The sequence below is a fragment of the Novosphingobium sp. ERW19 genome, from assembly GCF_012641315.1.
Classification (GTDB): domain Bacteria; phylum Pseudomonadota; class Alphaproteobacteria; order Sphingomonadales; family Sphingomonadaceae; genus Novosphingobium.
The window spans coordinates 50,623-69,128 of record NZ_JABAIC010000004.1 but is presented as its reverse complement, the minus strand read 5'-3'; the positions used below and the strand labels follow the sequence as shown (position 1 = coordinate 69,128).

Here is an 18,506-nt window from a genome sequence, read left to right as displayed (position 1 = left end):
GCTCGCTCACTCGGCAGGCGCGAACTGCTTGGCCAGCGTGTGGTAGAGCTTGGGCTTGCACACCTTGGCACTGGCCCAGTCGGCGATCAGTGCCGTTGCGAACAGTGGCAGGACCATCGTCCGGTCCGCCGTCATCTCCATGATGATGATCGAGGCGGTCAGCGGCGCGCGAACGACGCCGGTGAAATAGCCGATCATCCCCAGCACCACGATCGCCCCCGGCGCATCCCCGGGGCCAACCTCGGCATAGCCCGCAGCGAGCAACTGCCCGACGCCCGCGCCGACGGACAGTGATGGGGCGAAGATGCCACCCGGCGCGCCGCTCAACGCCGTTGCCAGCGTCGAGACGAACTTGCCCGGCCCGAACAGCAGCGAAGCATCGCCCCCTGCCAGCAGCAACTTGGTCGTGTCATAGCCCGTGCCCCAGCTCGACCCGCTGGTGGCAAGCCCGGTAAGTGCCACGACCAGTCCGCACCCTGCGGCAAGCAGGATCGGGTGGGCGCGAACCTGCAGCAGCATCGGGCTCTGCGAAAACGCCATCCCGATCAGAGCCCGCGAGAACAGCCCGCCAAGCACGCCACCGACCAGTCCTGCCAGCGGCGCCAGCACGAACAGGTCGGACAAGGGCAGGCGCTGTGCCATCGCGCCGAAGTAGACATAGTCCCCCGCCAGGCCGAGGCTGACCACACCGGCGATCATCACCACGGCCATGACCAGCACCGCCAGCCGCTGCTCGAAGGCCGAAGCCAGTTCCTCGATCGCGAAAGCCACGCCCGCCAGCGGCGTGTTGAACGCCGCAGCGACGCCCGCCGCGCCGCCGGCAATGATCACGCCTGCCGTAACCGGCACGCGCAGCCAGCGATGAACCGCCACCATCAGCGCCGCGCTCACCTGCACGGTCGGTCCTTCGCGTCCCGCCGATCCGCCGACCAGCAGCAGCGCTGTGGTGCCAAACAGCTTGCCCACCGCGCTCTTCATCGAAACCAGCGGTCCGCGCGCCGCAGCCGTCGGATTGTGTCCGGCGGCCATGACTTGCGGAATGCCCGAGCCGCGCGCCGCCGGAAACCAGCGCCGCGTTGCCCAGACCACGCCTGCAAAGACCAGCGGCGTCAGCACCAGTGGACTCAGCGGCGCAACGCGGTAAAGCACGGCGAACAGCGTCTGCGCCCACTCGCCCGCCCGCGCGAACAGGACCGCCACGACGCTGAGCAGGATCGCGCCGCCAAGCGCCGCTACCCTCGCCCGTACCGAAGGCAGGCTGGCGTCCTTGAATGCCTTGCGGAAATCAAACATTTGCATCCGACGCGATTAGACCGCCATGGACTGGCCGACAAGGAGAGGACGGGAATGAGTTCGGCAACGGGGGCCTCAAGGCTCGGCTGGTTCCGCACGGGCTGGCAGCGGGGAGCGATCGGCGCAGTGCTTGGCATCGCGCTTGCCGCGCTGCTCGGCCATCTGGTTCCGGCAGGCGAGGGCTTGCCGTGGATCATGGCTCCTGTCGGGGCTTCGGCCGTGCTCGTCTTTGCGGTGCCAGCCAGTCCGCTGGCACAACCGTGGCCGGTCGTCGGCGGCAATCTCATCTCGGTCCTGGTCGGCATGGCCGTGGGCAAGCTTTGCGCGCTTGGCGGGATCGGCGCGCCCGTGGCCGTCAGCCTTGCAGTTGGCGGTGCGATTGCCGTGATGGCCATCGCCCGCTGTACCCATCCCCCCGGCGGCGCGGCGGCGATACTCGGCGCCATGGCCGGGATTGCGCCTGCCGCCCATTTGCCCGGGCCACTGGCTCCGCTTGCGCTCAACGTGATCGGCATCGCTGGCGTCGGGTGGCTCTACAATGCCATGACCGGGCACCCCTGGCCGCACATCCCGGTCGTGCCACCATCCCCGGCGCCCTTGCGCACCGTGACTTATGACCGCGAAGATCTCGACGCCGTCCTTGCCGACTGGGACGAGACGCTCGACGTCGAACCCGATGATCTCGACGCGCTGTTCCGCGCGGTCGAACGCCGCGTGCTGCGGCGCTGGGAGGATGATCACAAGTAGGTGTCAGAACAGGCTGGGCTGCTCCGGCTTGCGTGGCGCAGGGGAGGCGGCGGGTGCAGTTTCCGCCACATCGATCTCCATCATCGCCGCGTCGGCATAGGGGCGCTGCATCGCCGCCGCCGCATCGCCTTGCACGGTCAGCCACTGATGCGCGGCTTCCGCCGTGCCGAGGATCACCGGCATCGCCTTGGGGTGGACCCGCCCGACCACGGCGTTGGCCTCGCACGTAAGGAAAGCAAAGCGCGGCCCTTCCGCCGTCGGTCGCCACAGTCCGGCGAAGGCGAACAGTTCCTGCTCCTTCAGCGCGAACCAGTGCTTGCGCTTGCGGCCAGTCACCGGGTCCGGCGTGGCCGACCATTCCGAGAAGGCCGTCACCGGCACGAGGCAGCGCCGATTCGGGTCCTCCAGCGCCGCCCGCCACATCGGCGAGGCGAGGTTGCGGATGTTGGTCACCGGGCGCTTCACTTCGCCGAACGGTGGCCAGCCCCAGCGCATCGTGCCCAGCCTGCGCGTCGGCCCGCGCGCGATCAGCACGGGCGCCTCGGCGTCGGGGTAGATCTCCGAAAACGCCGGCAGATTGACCTGCGCATTCGCCAGTGGCGCGAACATCTGCGCGATGGCTTGCACGTTGCTGGTCATGCGATACAAGTTGCACATAACAACCAGATATGTGCGGGAGAGCGCCATGGCCACCCATTTGCGGCCGAATATCGAATGCAGCGATGCCGAATGGCATGCCCGGCAGGAACTCGCCGCTTGCTACCGCATCTATGATCACCTTGGCTGGTCCGAATCGATCTACAACCACATCTCGTTGAAAGTGCCGGATCAGGAAGGCGCCTTCCTGATCAACCCGTTCGGCCTGCTCTACAGCGAGGTTACCGCCTCAAACCTCGTCAAGATCGACATCGACGGCAACAAGCTCGACGACAGCCCCTATCCGGTGAACCAGGCAGGCTTCACCCAGCACGCCTACTTCCACCGCCACCTGCCCTGGGCCCACGCGATCAGCCACGTCCACACGACCGAGACGATGGCGGTGTGCAGCCTTGAAGAAGGGCTGATGCCGATCAACTTCTACGCCTGCAACTTCATCGGCCAGCTTGCCTACCACGATTTCGAGGGCGTCACCGTCCGCGCCGAAGAGGGCGAGCGCCTGCTGGCCAACCTTGGCGACAAGCGCGTGCTGATGCTGCGCAACCACGGCCCGGTAGTGCTGGCGCAGACGCTCCAGCAGATGTTCATCACGCAGTGGAGCCTGCAGCGCGCCTGCGAGATCCAGATGGCGACGCTGTCGATGGGCCGCCCGCCAATCCATGTCGGCGAGGATGTCATCAAGGTGCACCAGCGCGATCTTTCGCAGGTCAGCGCCGGTGGCCGCGTCGGCGAGGCGGACTTTGCCGCATGGACCCGCCGCATCGACCGGATCGACCGCAGCTGGCGGGATTGATTGAAACGGGCGCGGCGGGCTAAGCCACGGCCATGGCCCGCCTCACCGTCAACAATCAGCCCGTGCAGTACCGTCTCGAGGACGATACCCCCTTGCTCTGGGCGCTGCGCGATGCGGCCAATCTCACCGGCACCAAATATGGCTGCGGCACCGGCGAATGCGGCGCCTGCATGGTCATCGTCGATGGGCAGGCTATGCCCAGCTGCACCCTGTCGCTTGGCGAGGCCGAGGGGCGTAGCGTTACCACCATCGAAGGCTTGTCGGGTGACCGCTCGCACCCGGTGCAGCAGGCCTTGGTGGCCGAACAGGCGATCCAGTGCGGGTTCTGTACGCCCGGCATCGTCATGGCCGCAGCCGCGCTGCTGACCAGTAACGCCAGCCCGAGTGACGAGGACATCGCCCGCGCCATCACCAACATCTGCCGCTGCGGCGTCTATCCGCGCCTTACCCGTGCGATCCAGCGCGCGGCCCGCGTCATGCGCGGCGAGGAGACGATCAGTGCCGCCCCGCCACCGGCGATCGTCGCGCCCGGCGCAGGCTGAAGGGGGTGGCGCCCTCCCCTCGTGAGGGGGGAAGGGGAGAGCGCCGGGGGTGTTTCAGAACTTTGCACGCACCGTCAGGCGGGCGTTGAGCGGCTCGCCGGTGGAGATGTTGTTGTCGGTGTGTGCGGCGGGGAAGTAGTCGGTGTCGGTCAGGTTCTCGACATTGAGCTGGATCGAAAGGTTCTCCGACAGATCGTAGAACACCGCTGCGTCGACGCGGGTGAACGCCGGCAGCGTCACCGCATTGCTGATCGTGGTGAAGCTCTTCGACTGGTGCGTCAGCCCGAGGCCAAGGCCGAGCTTGTCGGTCACGTCATAGCGCGCCCATGCCGATGCCTGATGGCGCGGCAGCTGCGCCAGCTTGCGTCCAGCAGGCGCAGCCGTGGTCTGCGAACGCACTTCGCCATCCTGCAGCGTGTAACCCAGGCTCACCTGCAAGTCGGGCAGCACACGGCCCGCCAGCGACAATTCGACGCCCTTGGCGCGGGTCTTGCCCGAAAGCTCGGGCAAGCCGGTAACCGGGTTGTTGAAGCGCGAATTGTCGCGATCGAGCTGATAGACCGCTGCCGTGAACGCAAGGTTCGGGTTCACGTCCCACTTCACCCCCGCCTCGATGTTCTCGAAGCTTTCGGGCGCAAGCGTCGCCTGCACCGGATCGAGTGCGCCGAACTGGTCGCCCGATTGCGGCAGGAACGTGCGGGTGAAGCTGCCGTAGAAGCTGACGTTCTCCTGCGGCTTGAGGATCACGCCAAAGCGCGGCGACCACTTGCGGTCGGTGCGCGATGCGCCCACGCCGTTGATCGCATTGCGGCCGGTGATGCGGAACTCGTCATAGCGAACGCCTGCGACGACCTGCAGGAACGAGGCCAGCTCGATCTGGTCCTGGATATAGGCCGAGATCGTGCGCACATCGGTGTTGCTGTTCGACACGAGCGCGCCATAGGCCAGCGCGGGCACGGTCAGCCTCCGGGCCAGTGTCACGCTGCCGCTGGGGGTGTTGCGGCGCGTGGCGAGTGTGTCCTGATCGGCAAATTCGACCCCTGCCAGCAGAGTGTGGCCGATCCCGCCGGTCTGTCCGGTCCAGACGAGGTTCGCCTGCCCGATCCAGCTGCCGCGTACGGTGCCGCTCTCGTATCCGGCAAGCGCGACGGTGTTGTTCGTGGTGTTCACGGCGCCGCTGGCGAAGATGTTGCCATAGAGCTTGTCGGTGTGGCTGTACTGGCCAAGCACGTTGAAGCTCAGGTTCTCGGCCAGTTCGTGGTCGAGCCGGGCCTGCGCGATGTGCGCCTTCACCGTGGCGATGTTGGTATCGGCGCGGCCGAAGAAGGTATCGTCATAGCCGGTCAGCGGCTTGCCGTTCAGCGAGGGCACGCCGCGATCGGTGATGCGGCGATCATCGTCGTAGTTGTAGGACAGCTCGATCCGCGTGGCTTCGCCGGGCTGGAAGGCCATGGTCGGGTTCACGCCGATGAAGCGCCCCTCGAACTCCTGGCGGTGGTTGTCGAATTCCTCGTAAGTGGCATTCAGGCGCCCGCCGACCGTTTCTGTGAAGGGCTGGTTCCAGTCGGCGGCAAGGGCGAAGGCGCCGAAGCTGTCGACATTGGCGCTGGCCTGGCCCTTGGTGCGGTCAAGGTCAGGCGTCTTGCTGACGCGGTTGATCACGCCGCCGCCGCCGCCACGGCCGAACAGCAGCGCATTGGCACCCTTCAGCACTTCGACGCGCTCGATGTTGTAGAGCGAGCGGTAGTACTGCGTGTCGTCGCGCAAGCCATCGAAATAGAAGTCTGCCGTGGTGTTCTGGCCGCGAATGGTGATCTGGTCGCGGTGGCCTTCGCCCTGGCCAAGCACCACGCCTGGGACATAGCGTAGCGCATCGCCAAGCTGGGTGATGCCCTGATCGTCAAGCTGCTCGCGCGTAAGCACGGTGATGGTCTGCGGCACGTTGACCAGCGGGGTGGGCGTCTTCACAGCATTGGCATCGACCGGGCGATAGCCGTCGGCAGTGCCGGTCACCACGATCACCGTGTTGCCGCTCTCTGCATCCAGCGCGGCATCGGCGGGCACCAGTTCCTCTGCAAAGGCGGCAGAGGGCATCAACATGGTTCCGGCGAGCAGCAGACTGGAAAAACGGTTCACGGTAGTCCCCTTGGCATTCAACGCTTGCGATAATCATTCGCAAGAGGGCGAGTATTGCGACTCAATCGCACTTGCAAGCCAATTTTTGCGAATTTTTCGCAATAACATTGACCTGCATCAAAACGCAGGCGTTGCGGCCAGTGTTTGCGGGGCTATGACGCTTGAAACGCACCTGCAGGAGGCACCGATGAAGGCAACGATCTGGCACAACCCGAATTGCGGCACCTCGCGCAACACGCTGGCGATGCTGCAGGAAGCAGGCGCGGAGGTGACGGTGATCGAATACCTTAAGACCCCGCCCACCGCCGATAAGCTCGCCCAGCTCTACCGCGACGCAGGGATAACCCCGCAACAGGGCCTCCGCCTGCGCGGCACCGACGCCGAAGAGCGCGGCCTCCCCGCAGCCGACGACGCCACCGTCCTCGCCGCCATGGCCGCCGAACCCAAACTGATCGAACGCCCGCTGGTGGAGACCGACAAAGGCGTGCGCCTGTGCCGCCCGAAGGAAAAGGTGCTGGAGATCTTGTAAGAGAGCGTCTGGGCAAGGCGCCTAAGTCGCCATCGATACAGCTGTCTGTCAGATGGCGACGCCTCGGTCGCCATTTGGCTTATGGCGAGAAACGCGAACCTCCGGACATTCGACTAAGCCAGCGCGTACACAATCACCCCCCCAACAACGACTGCCAGCGCGAGGCATCCCCACCAAGGCACCTCGACGCCATCAAAGTAATCGCCTGTGGACAGATATGTGCGAACAGCCGTGCGCTGAGCATCGCCATATCTCGTGTCACGGGCGCGAATATCACTGTCGGAGAGAAAATGGGCCACGATCTCGGGCACCTCTTCCTTAGACGCTTCAATCTGGCGATCGAGCTCGTCGCAAAGATGATCAACGTTCGTCCAGTCTACTTGAAGCGCTTCTTCAGCGGCGAGTATCTCCGCCAAGCGTGCCTGAATCTCTCCGAGTGTCATTGATCATGCCTAGCTATGTCTGCTGTTACGCGCGACCGCTTTCCAGCCGGATCGGTCGCGTCTGCCAAACGCATCACCAGAACCGGACGTTACCCTGAACTTGTTTAGCTTCGCTGGCCTACGGCTCACGGACCATCTACCGGTTGGAACGGTGTTTGATCGGCACCATGGATCCTGAAACAAGTTCAGGATGACGATGTGAAACGTGTCAGAGCCCGGCGCTTCAGAAAAACAGAAACGGCTTGCCCGCCATGATCAGCGCCGCAGCGCAGCCAAGCACGATCGCCTTGCGCGCCAGTTCAACCGCCGAAAAGTCGGCGAGGGGCGCGTGGATGAGGGCGATGGTGCGGGCCATGTCCGAGCCATGCGCCCTGATCTCTTAACTTTGCGTAAAGGGGTCGCCTGGCGAGGATTATTCGCACGCAAAGCCGCGAAGACGCAAAGAGGCCGCGTCTGCCTCAAGCTTCCACCCAGCCGAACCGTCATACGGATCAGGCGACCTCGAACGAAGCGCACATCTTCGCGTCTTTGCGGCTTTGCGTGAGATAATCCGGAAAGACCTTCGGTCCTCCATTGCCGCACAAGTCGCACGCCCACTCCCGGCCCCTCCCGCATGCGGGAGGGGGGAGATCAGTCCTGAAGCCACTCCAGCAGCGAGGCGAGGCAATCTCTGGCCAGCAGCTTCGAGCGTTCCGGGCTCCAGCCCTGTTCCTTGCAGGGCAGGTCGTCGTTGTCCTTGAAGGGCATTTCCAGCGTCATCGCCACGCAGCCGAAGCGGTGGGCGACCTGGTTGGTCGACATCGTCAGGTTGGCCCGGCCCGGCGCGGCAATCGGATAGCCCCGCCGCGTCTGGAAATCGGGCGTGCGGCGTTCGAGGATGCGGCGATAGCGCTCGTAGGACGCGCCAAGCTCGTCGCTCCACGAAGGGATCCCCTCGAACCCTGCCAGGAACACGTGCGGGATCGCCTCGTCGCCGTGGACGTCCATGGCAAAGTCCACGCCGCTCTCGTCCATGGCATTGCGGATCGCCAGCACTTCGGGCGAACGCTCCGGCGTCGGCTCATGCCATTCGCGGTTGAGGTTCACGCCCACGGCATTGGTACGCAGGTGCCCGCGGCACGAGCCATCCGGATTGGCATTGGGCACCACGTGGAAGCGGCACAACTGGCGCAGCTTCCGGCCATGCGGATCGGCCGGGTCGGTCAGCAGCTCTAGCGCACCTTCCATCCACCACTCGGCCATCGATTCGCCGGGATGCTGTCGGGCATAGAGCCAGACCTGTTTCGGACCGTCGCCCACTTCGAGGCAGTCGATCGGCTGCCCCTCGATGCTGGTGCCGAGGTTGCGATGGGTGACGCCGGGCAGCGCCGCCGTCTGCGCCACCAGGTCGTGATGCCGCTCCATCGAATAGGGTGCGAAATAGGCGAACCAGCAGGTGCCAGCGTCCGGCGTGTGGCGGATGGTCAGCGTGCCGCCGTCCTCGCCCGGATCGTAAGTGGTCTCGGTGCGGCCCCAGTATTCGCGGTCTTCCGAAAACGCCGCACGGTATCCCGGCCATCCGCCCGGATAGGCGGAATTGCCAAGCCCGGTGATCTTCAGCTCCAGTTTGCGCCCTGCCGCGCCATCGACGCGGAAGTGGAACCACTGGAAGAACTCCGAATCGCGGTCCTTGCGGATCGAAAGCTTCGCGCTCGCGCCCGAAACCTCAAGAACTTCGATATTGCCGGAATCGAATGCGGCATTGATGCGGATATCTGTCATTTGACAGTGATAGTATCCCCTGACGTGCCGGGGAAGCCCGAGAACAGGGCATGCGCCAGACGGGGTGCTGCAAGCGCCGGCTCGGCTTCCTTGGCCATGGCCTTTTCACGATTTTCGGCGCGGCCTTCCCACAGCGCCTCGCCGGTCCGGCGGTCACGGATGCGCACCGAAAGCTGCGTCACCACGTATTCCTTCGGACCCCCGCCAAGGTTGATGCCGACGCCCAGCCCGACGCCGCCGCCATAGCTGCCGGTCGATCCGCCAACGCCGACGCTCACCGGCCCGCGCTGCTTTTCGCGCTTGAGCACCTCGCGATTGACGCGAACCTCGGCCACCACATCCGCTGCCCCTGGCGTCGCACTGCCAAAGCCGCTGGCGAAGAGTTCCTTCTGCACGGCGGCCAGCCACACCTGGTTCTCAAGACTGGCCTGATCGCCGCCGGGCGCCGCCTCGACTATCACCGCTGCCCCTTTCAGCCGGGGCAGGGTCTGCGCGGTGTGGAAGCGGGTCACGTCAATCGGCGCGGGCTTGGCCAGAACTGGCGTTGCCATCAGGGCACCGAGTGCAACTGCAGCGCTTAGGCGTTTCATCGTTCTGCGTCCCATGATCATGGCGCAGTTGGTGCTACGCCGCGGCCTTTCCCGCAATGCCAATTGGCACACCTGCTCCAGTCAGCTCGCCGGAACCACCTGCGCGTCGGCAAATTTCGCAAACAGCGCCGAGGCCAGCCTTGTCGCCACGGCGCCGTTGTTCAGCCCATCGTCGTCCTCGCGCGTCTGCGTTTCGGCGTGCCCTTCCCACAGCACGCGGTTGGTCGCCTTGTCGCGGATGCGCACGTCGAGCCGGGTGGAGACGATCGCCTTCCTGGCCTTGGTCAGGTCGATGTTCAGTGCCATCGCGGTGTAGTTGCCGCGGTTGGAGACGCCCACTTCCATCGCCCCCGAAACCGGCTTGCGCTTGGGCTCTTCGGGCATGACCTTTTCGTGGCGGATGCCGATCTGCGCCACTTGCCCGCCCTCGGCCCCGCTCACCGCTGTCTGATAACCAAGCTTGGCCAGCTGGTCGACGACCGCGGCCTCATAGACCGGCAGCTTCCATTCGGCCTCCGCGCCTTCGGCCGCAGCCACGGTGATCGGTCCCTTGCCCAGCAGCGCCGCAGCATCCGCCGCCTGGAACGCCTCGACCTCGACCTTGCGCGAAGGCTCGGCATTCTGTCGCCCGATACGCTGGTCCATCGGACTGTCCCACCGCCCGCCCATCGGCACGGGCTGGGCCAACGCGCTGGTGCTCGCCGCGACGATGGCGATTGCGGACAAGATCGGTTTGGCTTTCATTCGTAATTTTCCCGTAAGGGGTGAGGCGCGACCCGCCCGGACGTGTAAAACGCTCGCGCTGTCGCAACCATGAACGCGCGGGAGCAACGAACCCTGCGCCAGTCCGGAGCGAATCGCCAATGTCCAAGGTCCCCGTTCTCGTCACCGGCGGCGCAGGCTACATCGGCAGCCACGCGGTGCTGGCGCTGCAGGACGCCGGATACCCGGTGGCGGTGATCGACAATCTCGTCACCGGCTTCCGCTTCGCCGTGCCCGATGGCGTGCCGTTCTACGAAGGCGACATCGAGGACGCCGATCTTGTGGCGCGCATCTTTGCCGAACAGGGCACCCGCGCCGTCATGCATTTCGCTGGCTCCGTCGTCGTGCCCGAATCGGTTTCGAACCCGCTGAAGTACTATCACAACAACACCGCCAAGAGCCGCGCGCTGATCGCTGCCGTGGTCGAGGCGGGGGTGCCGCACTTCATCTTCTCCTCCACCGCCGCCACTTATGGCACGCCCGAAGTCTCGCCCGTCACCGAGGATACGCCGCAGCGTCCAATCAATCCTTACGGCATGTCCAAGCTGATGACCGAGGCGATGCTGGCCGATGTCGCCGCCGCCCACCCGCTCAACTACTGCGCGCTGCGCTATTTCAACGTGGCGGGTGCCGATCCGCACGGCCGCACCGGGCAGTCCACCGCGGGCGCCACCCACCTGATCAAGGTCGCGGTCGAGGCGGCCTTGGGCAAGCGCGCCTCGGTTGGCGTGTTCGGGACCGATTTCGATACGCCCGACGGCACTGGCGTGCGCGATTACATCCACGTATCCGATCTCGCCGCCGCCCATGTGCTGGCGCTCGAGGCGCTGATCGCCAGCCCCTCCGATTCACTGACGATGAACTGCGGCTACGGACGCGGCTTCTCGGTGCTCGAAGTGCTCGATGCGGTTGACCGCGTGACCAATCGCCGGATCGTGCGCGAGATGCAGGGGAGACGCCCCGGCGATCCGGCTTCGCTCATTTCCGACAATCGCCGCATCAGGGCAAGGCTGCCATGGGTGCCGCAATATGCCGACCTCGACACCATCGTCACCCACGCGCTGGCGTGGGAGCGCAAGCTGGGTGAGCTTCGCGCTCAGTAGGCGCGCCCTTCGCCATAGCGTTTGCGCCATTGCGCATGGGTGATGAAGCTGCCGTCAGGCTGGCGGAGAAGTTCGCATTGGGTCGCCGTCGTCCGGCTGATCTCGCGCCAGTTGTCCATGCGGTCGGTGCCGAAATTGAAACACAGGAACACCGCGCGCTCGTCCAGCTGGCCCACTGCGGTCGAATGCCGGAAGCGCGGCCCGAACACAAGTCCCTTGCCCATGCGGTAGGTCAGGTTGCGCTGCCCGCCGACGACCGTTTCATAGGTCATGCCCATGTCACTGGCATTGGCGGTCAATGGCGCCATCAGCGTGAACGCCTCGCTTTCCTCGGTCAGCCAATCATAATGCATGTCGAGCGCTTCGCAGCGGCTGCGCGTCACCAGGAACGCCGCATAGAGACGGATCTCGCGGTCATGCGGCACGAACGGGGCGACCAGCGCCGACAGGTTCATGCGCCGATAAATGTCCTCGAACCAGTGGTAGGCGGCCTCGTCGGCATGGCTCAACCAGCAGATGTCGCTGCTCCAGTGGCGCGGGCGTTCGTTGTAGAGCTTCACCCCATTCGACAGGCGAAAGCGGCCCCGGTATTTTTCCATCTTCCGCGATTCGAGCGCCAGCGGCGCAAGTTCGTCAAGCAGTTCGGCTTGAATGTCGATTTCAAATGCGTTGAGCGCAAGCAGCGCGGGGTTGAGAAAATAGGGCTCGCCCGGTTTCTGGATAACGCCCTGCGGCTGGATCAACATGCTGGCCTGCCCATATCCCTCGCAGGCCCGATCCGCCTGCCCGGCCCGCCTGATTGGGCGGTGTTTGCACAGGGCCTTCCGCTTTGCAAGAAAGCGCCCCGGCGCGGCGATTTGCCTCCCGCAGGGTTGACTTGGGGGTTTGCCCCCACTAACGGCCACGCTTCAGTTTTCAGCCCGGTCAGCTTCGGGCAAAGGGATTCGACATGAAGATTCGCAACAGCCTGAAGTCGCTCAAGGACCGCCACCGGGACAACCGCGTGATCCGCCGCCGTGGCCGTGTCTACGTGATCAACAAGACCCAGAAGCGCTTCAAGGCGCGCCAGGGTTAATTCCAGAGTTTCGGTGCAGTCTCGCGACGGCGGGGCTGCACCGGAAACCGACCGGCTCCTGGGTTGAGCCACGCTGCCCCCGCCGAAACGCGGGGGCGCAGTCGTTTATGGGCGGCAGATCGCAAGGTCGCGAATCGAGAGGCTGGCATGTCCGTTGAAGCAGTCGTCTGGGACATCGGCCGCGTGCTGGTGCAGTTCGATCTCGCCGGCATCTATGCGCAAGCGATCCCCGATCCCGTGGAACGCGCCCGATTCGTCTCGGAAGTCGTGACCGAGGATTGGCACGCCCAGCATGACGAAGGCGTGTCTTTCGCGGAAATGGTCGCCGCTCGCACCGTGCAGTTTCCGCAGCACGCCGATCTTATCGCGCTCTACGCCAGCAACTGGCTCGCCAGCCTGCCGGGGCCGGTGCCCGGCACGCACACCCTGATCGAGCGCCTCGCCGCGAAGAGCGTGCCGCAATACGCGATCACCAATTTCGGCATCGATTCGTGGGGCCTGTTCCGCCCGACCTTCCCGATACTCGACCACATGCGCGACATCGTGATTTCGGCGGTGGAACGGCTGGTCAAGCCTGACCCGGCGATCTTCCACCTCGCCGCCCGCCGCTTTGGCCGCGCCCCCGAAACGATGCTGTTCATCGACGACAACGCGGCGAACATCGCCACAGCGCAGTCGCTCGGCTGGAAAGTGCATCACTTCGTGGGCGATCCTGACGCGCTCGAAGCGCGGCTGGTCGCGCTGGGCCTGCTCTAGCCCCTGCACCGCCCCTTCGAGACAACGTCACCCCGGACTAGATCCGGGGTCCCGCTGATCTTTGGCAAAGCAGCGCCGCCAAAAAGAAAGCGGGACCCCTTATCAGGCCCGGGGCGACGAAGCAGATGGGGTGGAGCGCATCGCGCGCGCCCCACCTTCTATCAACTCAAAGCCCGTCGATGGCCTTGCTGACCAGCACGTTCACCGCAACACGGCGGTTCTGCGCCTTGCCTTCCTCTGTCGAATTGTCCGCCGCCGGGTCCGATTCGGCCATGCCGGTCGGCGTCAGCATGCGGTAGGGTGCCCAGCGGCACTGCTGCTGCAGGAAATTGATCACGCTGGCGGCGCGCTTCTCGCTCAGCGTCTGGTTGTATTCCTCGTCACCGACCGAATCGGTGTAGCCGACAACCAGCATCAGCGCGTTCTCGGTGCTATTGGCCATCGACGCGGTCTGGCACAGCTCGGCCTTGGCCTGCGGCGTCAGGGCATGCTTGCCGGTGTCGAAGTAGACGTTGGTCGTCGCCTTGATGTTGTACTTGTCGATGTCGCCCATGCGGCCCTTGAGCGCTGCGGTGGCAGCAGTCTGCTCGGCAAAGCCCTGCGCGGTGCCGTTGCGGATCATCTTGGCGGTCTTGAAGTCGCCGTTGCGGAAGGTGATCTGGCTGGCCAGCAGCGCCTCGCCCGCCTGCATGGTCTTGACCGTCACCGGCAGACCGTTGAGCAGGTTCTGCGTCGTCAGCTTCTTCGAACCGAACAGTCCGGTGCTGGCCTTGACCGTCGTGGCATCGTTGAAGAATACGATCGTGCTGGTGCCATCATCGGCGGTGACCTTCATCTTGTCACCCTTGCGCGCGGTGATGATGCCCTTGACCTCGGGCCCCTTGGTCATCGCCGAGGTATCCGGCACGACTTCGCCTTCGACGATGATGTTGGGATCCTGCATGCCGTTTTGCGGCTGGGCTACAGCGATTGCGGAAACCGATGCGGCAGCAGCTGCCAGCAGCATCATGCCGGCGCGCCGGGGGGTAGTGGTAGTCATCGAGAACGCTCCTTGCGACCTTCAAAAATGTGTCGGTGTTGCGACGGAACTTTCCCGCACATGAACGATCCCGCCCGGGAACCCGATTCCGGGCACTGGCAGCGCCAAGCGTGCGACGAACCGAGTGGGACGTGCATCACAGAAGGACGGAATGAGACGTCTTTTCCTTCCCCCCTACCGCAGGCGGGAGAGGTCGGGGGTGGGCCAACACCAACACCGACCGCACTTTCAACCAGCCGGAAACACCACCGGCAAATCCCCCTCGCGCCACGGCGCGAACTTACCCATCACGCTCGCGAACAGCTCGGATTCAAGGTGCCCCGCCAGCCAGCGCCGGAGGTGCGGCAAGGGTTGGCTTGCGAACCAAGCAGGGTCGGTCGCCGCAAACTGCCTCACGAACGGCATGACCGCCATATCGGCCAGTCCGCGTTCGCTTCCGCACAACTGGCCATGCAGCGCCAGCCGCGCGTCTAGGTCCGCCAGAAAGCCCAGCCCGCTTTCTCGGTGCGCCGTCGCATCGCTGCCGTGGCGTTCCGGATACTTGTAGCGATCAAGGTCGTGCTTGAACGGCCCGTCGTTCCGGTTGATCAGCGCCGCATCGTCGCGCTCCAGCCAGCTTTCAGGATCGGCCTGCGCCAGCGCCCAGTGCATCACCTCAAGGCTCTGCTCGATCACCCCGCCATCGGGCAGGACCACCACCGGCACCGTGCCCTTGGGCGAGGCTTCGAGCATTGCGGGCGGCTTGGCCGAAAGCTTGATCTCGCGCAGTTCCACGGCCACGCCGCTTACCGCAATCGCCAGCCGCGCCCGCATCGCATAGGGGCAGCGGCGGAAGCTGTAGAGGACCGGCAATGCCATGGGCTTCAGCCGCGCAAGCCGATCAGCGAGATCTGCCGGCCATAGCCCGGTTCCTTGCGGTGCGTGGCGCGGCGGAACGAATAGAACCGCGCCTCTTGCGCATAAGTGTCCTCGCCCAGCATGCCGACCTTGGCAAGGCCCGCATCGCGCAGACGCGAGGCGACATAGCCCTCAAGGTCGAACCATGCATGGCCGTCGCGTCCGGCCCGGAAGAAGCGTTCGTTCTCCGCCGCCTGCTCAAGGAAACGCGCTTCGAAGCCTGCGTCCACCTCGTAGCTTTTCTGCGCGATGCATGGTCCGACCACGGCGGCGATCCTGTCGCGGCTGGCCCCCAGCGCTTCCATCGCGGCAATCGTCGCATCGGTCACGCCGGTGAACGCGCCCTTCCACCCGGCGTGCGCCGCGCCGACTACGCCGGCTTGCGCATCGCAGAACAGCACCGGCGCGCAGTCCGCCGTCAGCACGCCAAGGACAACGCCGGGGCGATTCGTCACCAGGGCATCGGCACGTGGACGATCGGCATCGGCCCACGGTTCGGTTACCGTCACCACATCGGGCGAATGGATCTGGAAGCAGGTTTGCAAGGTTCCGCCCGGCAGCACCGCTTCCACCGCACGGCGGCGGTTTTCACTGGTGAGCGCCGGATCGTCCTCGCTGTAGCTGACGTTCAGCCCCGCCAGCTCGCCCGTGCTCACCCCGCCCTTGCGGCCAAGGAAACCATGCGCCGCGCCTGCAATAAGCGGATGGGTCAGCGCTTCTGTGCTCACGCCTCCAGACTCTTGCTCACCTGCTCGCGCACATCGCGCGACAGCGTCGGCTCCGCCGCGATCCGTTCAAGCTCTGCCCGCATCAGCGCGGCGCGGCCTTCCTCCACCTTCTTCCAGCGGCCGAGGTAGGGCACGAAGCGCGCCGCGACATTGCCGTTTATGGGGTCCAGCTTGAGGATCAGGTCGGCGATCAGGCGGTAGCCTTCGCCGCCTTCCCGATGGAACGCCTGCGCGTTCGCCGCAAACGCCATCCACAGCGCGCGGACGCGGTTGGGGTTGGTCATGGTGAAGTCGGGGTGCTGCGCCAGCGCCTTCACATGCTCGGTCGCCTTGGGATTGAGCGAGCCTGCCTGCAGCGAGAACCACTTGTCGATCACCAGCATGTTCCCGGCAAAGCGCGCGTGGAAATCGGCCAGCGCCGCTTCGCGCTCTGGGCAATCGAGGCTGCACAGCACCATCAGCGCGCCCTGACGGTCGGTCATGTTGGTGGCACCATCATACTGCGCCTTGGCGCGGCGCGCGGCTTCTGCCGGATCGGCCGCTCCCAGATAGACCAAGCCTTGAGTCTTGCACTTGCGCGCCCCCCGCGCCTCGGCTTCAAGGCTGTAGGGCACGGCGGAGACGCGGTCGTGCAGGGCGAGCCACTTGTCCTTCAGCGTCTCGCCCAGCCAGCGCTTCAGGCCCTCGCGCTCGGCAAAGATGCGCGTCGGGTCGGCGCGGTTCAGCTGCTCGGCAAGGTAGGCCTCGCCCGGAAGGATCAGCAGTTCACCGCGCATCAGGTCATCAAGCGCGGCATCATCGAGGATTGCGCCCATCGCCGCGCCGATGGTGGCCTGCGATTCCTCGCGGTTCTCCAGCGTCCCCGCCACCGCGCCTACCAGATGCCGCACGATCAGCTGCTGCATCGCCTCGTAGCGGGCAAAGGGATCGTCATCGTGGCGGGCGAGGAAGACAAGGTCCTCCGTCGTCACCGGCGCGACGATCTCGACCGGCGCGGAAAAGCCGCGATTGATGGAAAGCACGGGGAGCGACGTGAATCCATCAAAGGTGAAGGACTGTTCGGCCTCGGTCAGGACGATCAGTTCCTCGCCGTGGTGCTTGCCGGTCTCGCGGTCGAACAGCGCGATGCGCAGCGGGATCACGAAGGGCTTCTTCTCCGGTTGTCCCGGTGTGGGGGCAGTTGCCTGTTTGAGCGTGAGAGTTACCACTCTGCCTCCGAGAGTTGCCTCTCTGCCCTCGAGAGTTGGATTTGCATTTTCGAGCGTCATGGAAACGCTCACACGCGGGGTTCCGGCCTGTTCGTACCAGTTGCGGAACTGCTTCAGGTCCAGCCCCGCACCATCTTCTATAGACTTTACAAAGTCTTCGCAGGTTGCCGCCTCGCCATCGTGGCGATCGAAGTAGAGCGTGGTGCCCTTGAGGAACCGCTCCATGCCTGCCAGCACGGTCATCATGCGGATCACCTCGGCGCCCTTGTTATAGACCGTCGCGGTGTAGAAGTTGCTGATTTCCTGATAGGAATCCGGGCGGATCGGATGCGCCAGCGGCCCCGAATCCTCAGGAAACTGCACGGCACGCAGGATCCGCACATCCTCGATCCGCTTGACCGGGGCAGACCCGCGATCGGCGCTAAACTGTTGATCTCTAAGGACTGTAAAGCCTTCCTTGAGGGAAAGCTGGAACCAGTCCCGGCAGGTCACGCGGTTGCCCGACCAGTTGTGGAAGTACTCGTGCGCCACCACGCCCTCGATCGCGTCATAATCGCCATCGGTCGCGGTCTCGGGATCGGCAAGAATATAGCGCGTATTGAAGACGTTAAGGCCCTTGTTCTCCATCGCGCCGGCGTTGAAGTCACTGACCGCCACGATGTTGAAATCATCAAGGTCGTACTCGCGCCCATAGACGTCCTCGTCCCACTGCATCGAGGCAATGAGCGAGCGCATGGCATGGTCGGTCCGCGCCTCGTCGCCGGGGCGGACGTAGATCGCGAGGTTGACCTTGCGGCCAGATTTTGTCGTGAAACTGTCGTGGTTTGCCACAAGGTCACCGGCGACCAGCGCGAACAGGTATGAGGGCTTGGGCCAGGGATCGTGCCACTCCGCCCAGTGCGTTCCGTCGCCATTCTCGCCGGACGCGACGGGGTTGCCGTTTGACAGGAGCACCGGGAACAGCGCCTTGTCCCCGCCCATCCGCACCGAATAGACCGAGAGCACGTCGGGCCGGTCGGGGAAGAAGGTGATGCGGCGGAAGCCCTCGGCCTCGCACTGGGTGCAGAGCAGGCCGTTCGAGGCGTAAAGTCCGGAAAGCTGGGTGTTTGCCGAAGGATCGATCAGCGTCTCGATGCCGACGTCATGGGCATCGCCGGGCAGTTCGATGACGAGGTCGGGGCCGTCCATGTGCCAATCGTTGTGGGCATGGCCATCGACGGTGATCCCCTTGGGCTCGATCGCATCGCCATTGAGCCGCAGCAGTGAAGTGCCTGCGCCTGCGGGATTTTTCGTGACCTTGAGGGTCGCCTGAACCGTCGTGGCATTCAGCGAAAGCGCGAAATCCAAAGCGATTTCGGGAACGAGCCATTCGGGCGGGCGGTAATCCGCGCGGTGGATCACGGTGGGGGCGATGACGGGCTGGCCGGAGAGATCGTTCATGCCGCTG

The 18,506-nt window shown here is 64.9% G+C and carries 20 protein-coding genes; 7 read left to right on the top strand and 13 right to left on the bottom strand.

Going from position 1 to position 18,506, the window contains the following annotated elements:
* Window positions 1-6: 6 nt before the first annotated feature.
* Window positions 7-1,299, bottom strand: coding sequence for a chloride channel protein (locus HGI46_RS08920; protein WP_168903901.1), 1,293 nt, complete (start codon window positions 1,297-1,299; stop codon window positions 7-9).
* A gap of 48 nt (window positions 1,300-1,347) precedes the next feature.
* Between HGI46_RS08920 and HGI46_RS08915 the strand changes: the two genes are divergently transcribed.
* A complete protein-coding gene (locus HGI46_RS08915; protein WP_168903900.1) occupies window positions 1,348-2,040 on the top strand; it encodes an HPP family protein in 693 nt (230 codons plus the stop codon).
* A gap of 3 nt (window positions 2,041-2,043) precedes the next feature.
* Here the strand turns inward: HGI46_RS08915 and HGI46_RS08910 are convergent, their stop codons facing one another.
* The gene (locus HGI46_RS08910) at window positions 2,044-2,697 is read right to left on the bottom strand and encodes an SOS response-associated peptidase family protein (protein WP_168904176.1); all 654 of its coding nucleotides are present in this window, start codon (window positions 2,695-2,697) and stop codon (window positions 2,044-2,046) included.
* Window positions 2,698-2,725: 28 nt separating this feature from the next.
* Between HGI46_RS08910 and HGI46_RS08905 the strand changes: the two genes are divergently transcribed.
* Both HGI46_RS08905 and HGI46_RS08900 read left to right on the top strand, forming a co-directional pair.
* Window positions 2,726-3,490, top strand: a complete 765-nt coding sequence (locus HGI46_RS08905; RefSeq protein ID WP_168903899.1) for a class II aldolase/adducin family protein — start codon at window positions 2,726-2,728, stop codon at window positions 3,488-3,490.
* Window positions 3,491-3,522: 32 nt separating this feature from the next.
* Window positions 3,523-4,032 carry a (2Fe-2S)-binding protein gene (locus HGI46_RS08900; protein WP_118072600.1) on the top strand — a complete coding sequence of 170 codons (510 nt, stop codon included), beginning with the start codon at window positions 3,523-3,525 and terminating at the stop codon, window positions 4,030-4,032.
* Window positions 4,033-4,086: 54 nt separating this feature from the next.
* Here the strand turns inward: HGI46_RS08900 and HGI46_RS08895 are convergent, their stop codons facing one another.
* Window positions 4,087-6,168, bottom strand: coding sequence for a TonB-dependent siderophore receptor (locus tag HGI46_RS08895; RefSeq protein ID WP_346766699.1), 2,082 nt, complete (start codon window positions 6,166-6,168; stop codon window positions 4,087-4,089).
* Window positions 6,169-6,355: 187 nt separating this feature from the next.
* Between HGI46_RS08895 and arsC the strand changes: the two genes are divergently transcribed.
* Window positions 6,356-6,697, top strand: a complete 342-nt coding sequence (arsC, locus tag HGI46_RS08890) for an arsenate reductase (glutaredoxin) (RefSeq protein WP_168903898.1) — start codon at window positions 6,356-6,358, stop codon at window positions 6,695-6,697.
* Between the two features lie 113 nt (window positions 6,698-6,810).
* Here the strand turns inward: arsC and HGI46_RS08885 are convergent, their stop codons facing one another.
* The 5 genes from HGI46_RS08885 to HGI46_RS08870 form a co-directional block, all read right to left on the bottom strand.
* A complete protein-coding gene (locus HGI46_RS08885; protein ID WP_168903897.1) occupies window positions 6,811-7,140 on the bottom strand; it encodes a hypothetical protein in 330 nt (109 codons plus the stop codon).
* A 223-nt stretch (window positions 7,141-7,363) separates the two neighbouring features.
* The gene (locus HGI46_RS22365) at window positions 7,364-7,495 is read right to left on the bottom strand and encodes a hypothetical protein (RefSeq protein WP_255418793.1); all 132 of its coding nucleotides are present in this window, start codon (window positions 7,493-7,495) and stop codon (window positions 7,364-7,366) included.
* Window positions 7,496-7,770: 275 nt separating this feature from the next.
* Window positions 7,771-8,901: a M14-type cytosolic carboxypeptidase gene (locus HGI46_RS08880; protein ID WP_168903896.1), complete on the bottom strand. Its 1,131-nt coding sequence runs from the start codon at window positions 8,899-8,901 to the stop codon at window positions 7,771-7,773.
* Entirely contained in the window at window positions 8,898-9,452 is a 555-nt protein-coding gene (locus HGI46_RS08875) for a DUF4136 domain-containing protein (RefSeq protein WP_240946672.1), read from the bottom strand. Before HGI46_RS08875 ends, HGI46_RS08880 begins: the two co-directional genes overlap by 4 nt.
* Before the next feature lie 120 nt (window positions 9,453-9,572).
* A complete protein-coding gene (locus HGI46_RS08870; RefSeq protein WP_168903894.1) occupies window positions 9,573-10,235 on the bottom strand; it encodes a DUF4136 domain-containing protein in 663 nt (220 codons plus the stop codon).
* A gap of 119 nt (window positions 10,236-10,354) precedes the next feature.
* On the opposite strand from HGI46_RS08870, the gene galE reads away from it, so the two are divergent.
* Entirely contained in the window at window positions 10,355-11,356 is a 1,002-nt protein-coding gene (gene galE, locus HGI46_RS08865; protein ID WP_168903893.1) for a UDP-glucose 4-epimerase GalE, read from the top strand.
* Here the strand turns inward: galE and HGI46_RS08860 are convergent.
* A complete protein-coding gene (locus HGI46_RS08860) occupies window positions 11,350-12,102 on the bottom strand; it encodes a hypothetical protein (RefSeq protein ID WP_118072595.1) in 753 nt (250 codons plus the stop codon). The genes galE and HGI46_RS08860 overlap by 7 nt on opposite strands.
* Before the next feature lie 203 nt (window positions 12,103-12,305).
* On the opposite strand from HGI46_RS08860, the gene ykgO reads away from it, so the two are divergent.
* Together ykgO and HGI46_RS08850 are read left to right on the top strand one after the other, a co-directional pair.
* Window positions 12,306-12,431, top strand: coding sequence for a type B 50S ribosomal protein L36 (gene ykgO, locus HGI46_RS08855; RefSeq protein ID WP_011446910.1), 126 nt, complete (start codon window positions 12,306-12,308; stop codon window positions 12,429-12,431).
* Between the two features lie 147 nt (window positions 12,432-12,578).
* The gene (locus HGI46_RS08850) at window positions 12,579-13,187 is read left to right on the top strand and encodes an HAD family phosphatase (RefSeq protein WP_168903892.1); all 609 of its coding nucleotides are present in this window, start codon (window positions 12,579-12,581) and stop codon (window positions 13,185-13,187) included.
* Between the two features lie 166 nt (window positions 13,188-13,353).
* Here the strand turns inward: HGI46_RS08850 and HGI46_RS08845 are convergent, their stop codons facing one another.
* The 4 genes from HGI46_RS08845 to pepN form a co-directional block, all read right to left on the bottom strand.
* On the bottom strand, window positions 13,354-14,226 hold the full coding sequence (locus tag HGI46_RS08845) for an OmpA family protein (RefSeq protein ID WP_240946671.1): 873 nt from the start codon (window positions 14,224-14,226) through the stop codon (window positions 13,354-13,356).
* Between the two features lie 228 nt (window positions 14,227-14,454).
* Window positions 14,455-15,084 carry a glutathione S-transferase gene (locus tag HGI46_RS08840; RefSeq protein WP_168903891.1) on the bottom strand — a complete coding sequence of 210 codons (630 nt, stop codon included), beginning with the start codon at window positions 15,082-15,084 and terminating at the stop codon, window positions 14,455-14,457.
* 5 nt (window positions 15,085-15,089) lie between these two features.
* Window positions 15,090-15,851: a peptidoglycan editing factor PgeF gene (pgeF, locus tag HGI46_RS08835; RefSeq protein WP_168903890.1), complete on the bottom strand. Its 762-nt coding sequence runs from the start codon at window positions 15,849-15,851 to the stop codon at window positions 15,090-15,092.
* Complete coding sequence (gene pepN, locus HGI46_RS08830) at window positions 15,848-18,499, bottom strand: aminopeptidase N (protein ID WP_168903889.1); 2,652 nt, start codon at window positions 18,497-18,499, stop codon at window positions 15,848-15,850. Before pepN ends, pgeF begins: the two co-directional genes overlap by 4 nt.
* Window positions 18,500-18,506 lie beyond the last annotated feature (7 nt).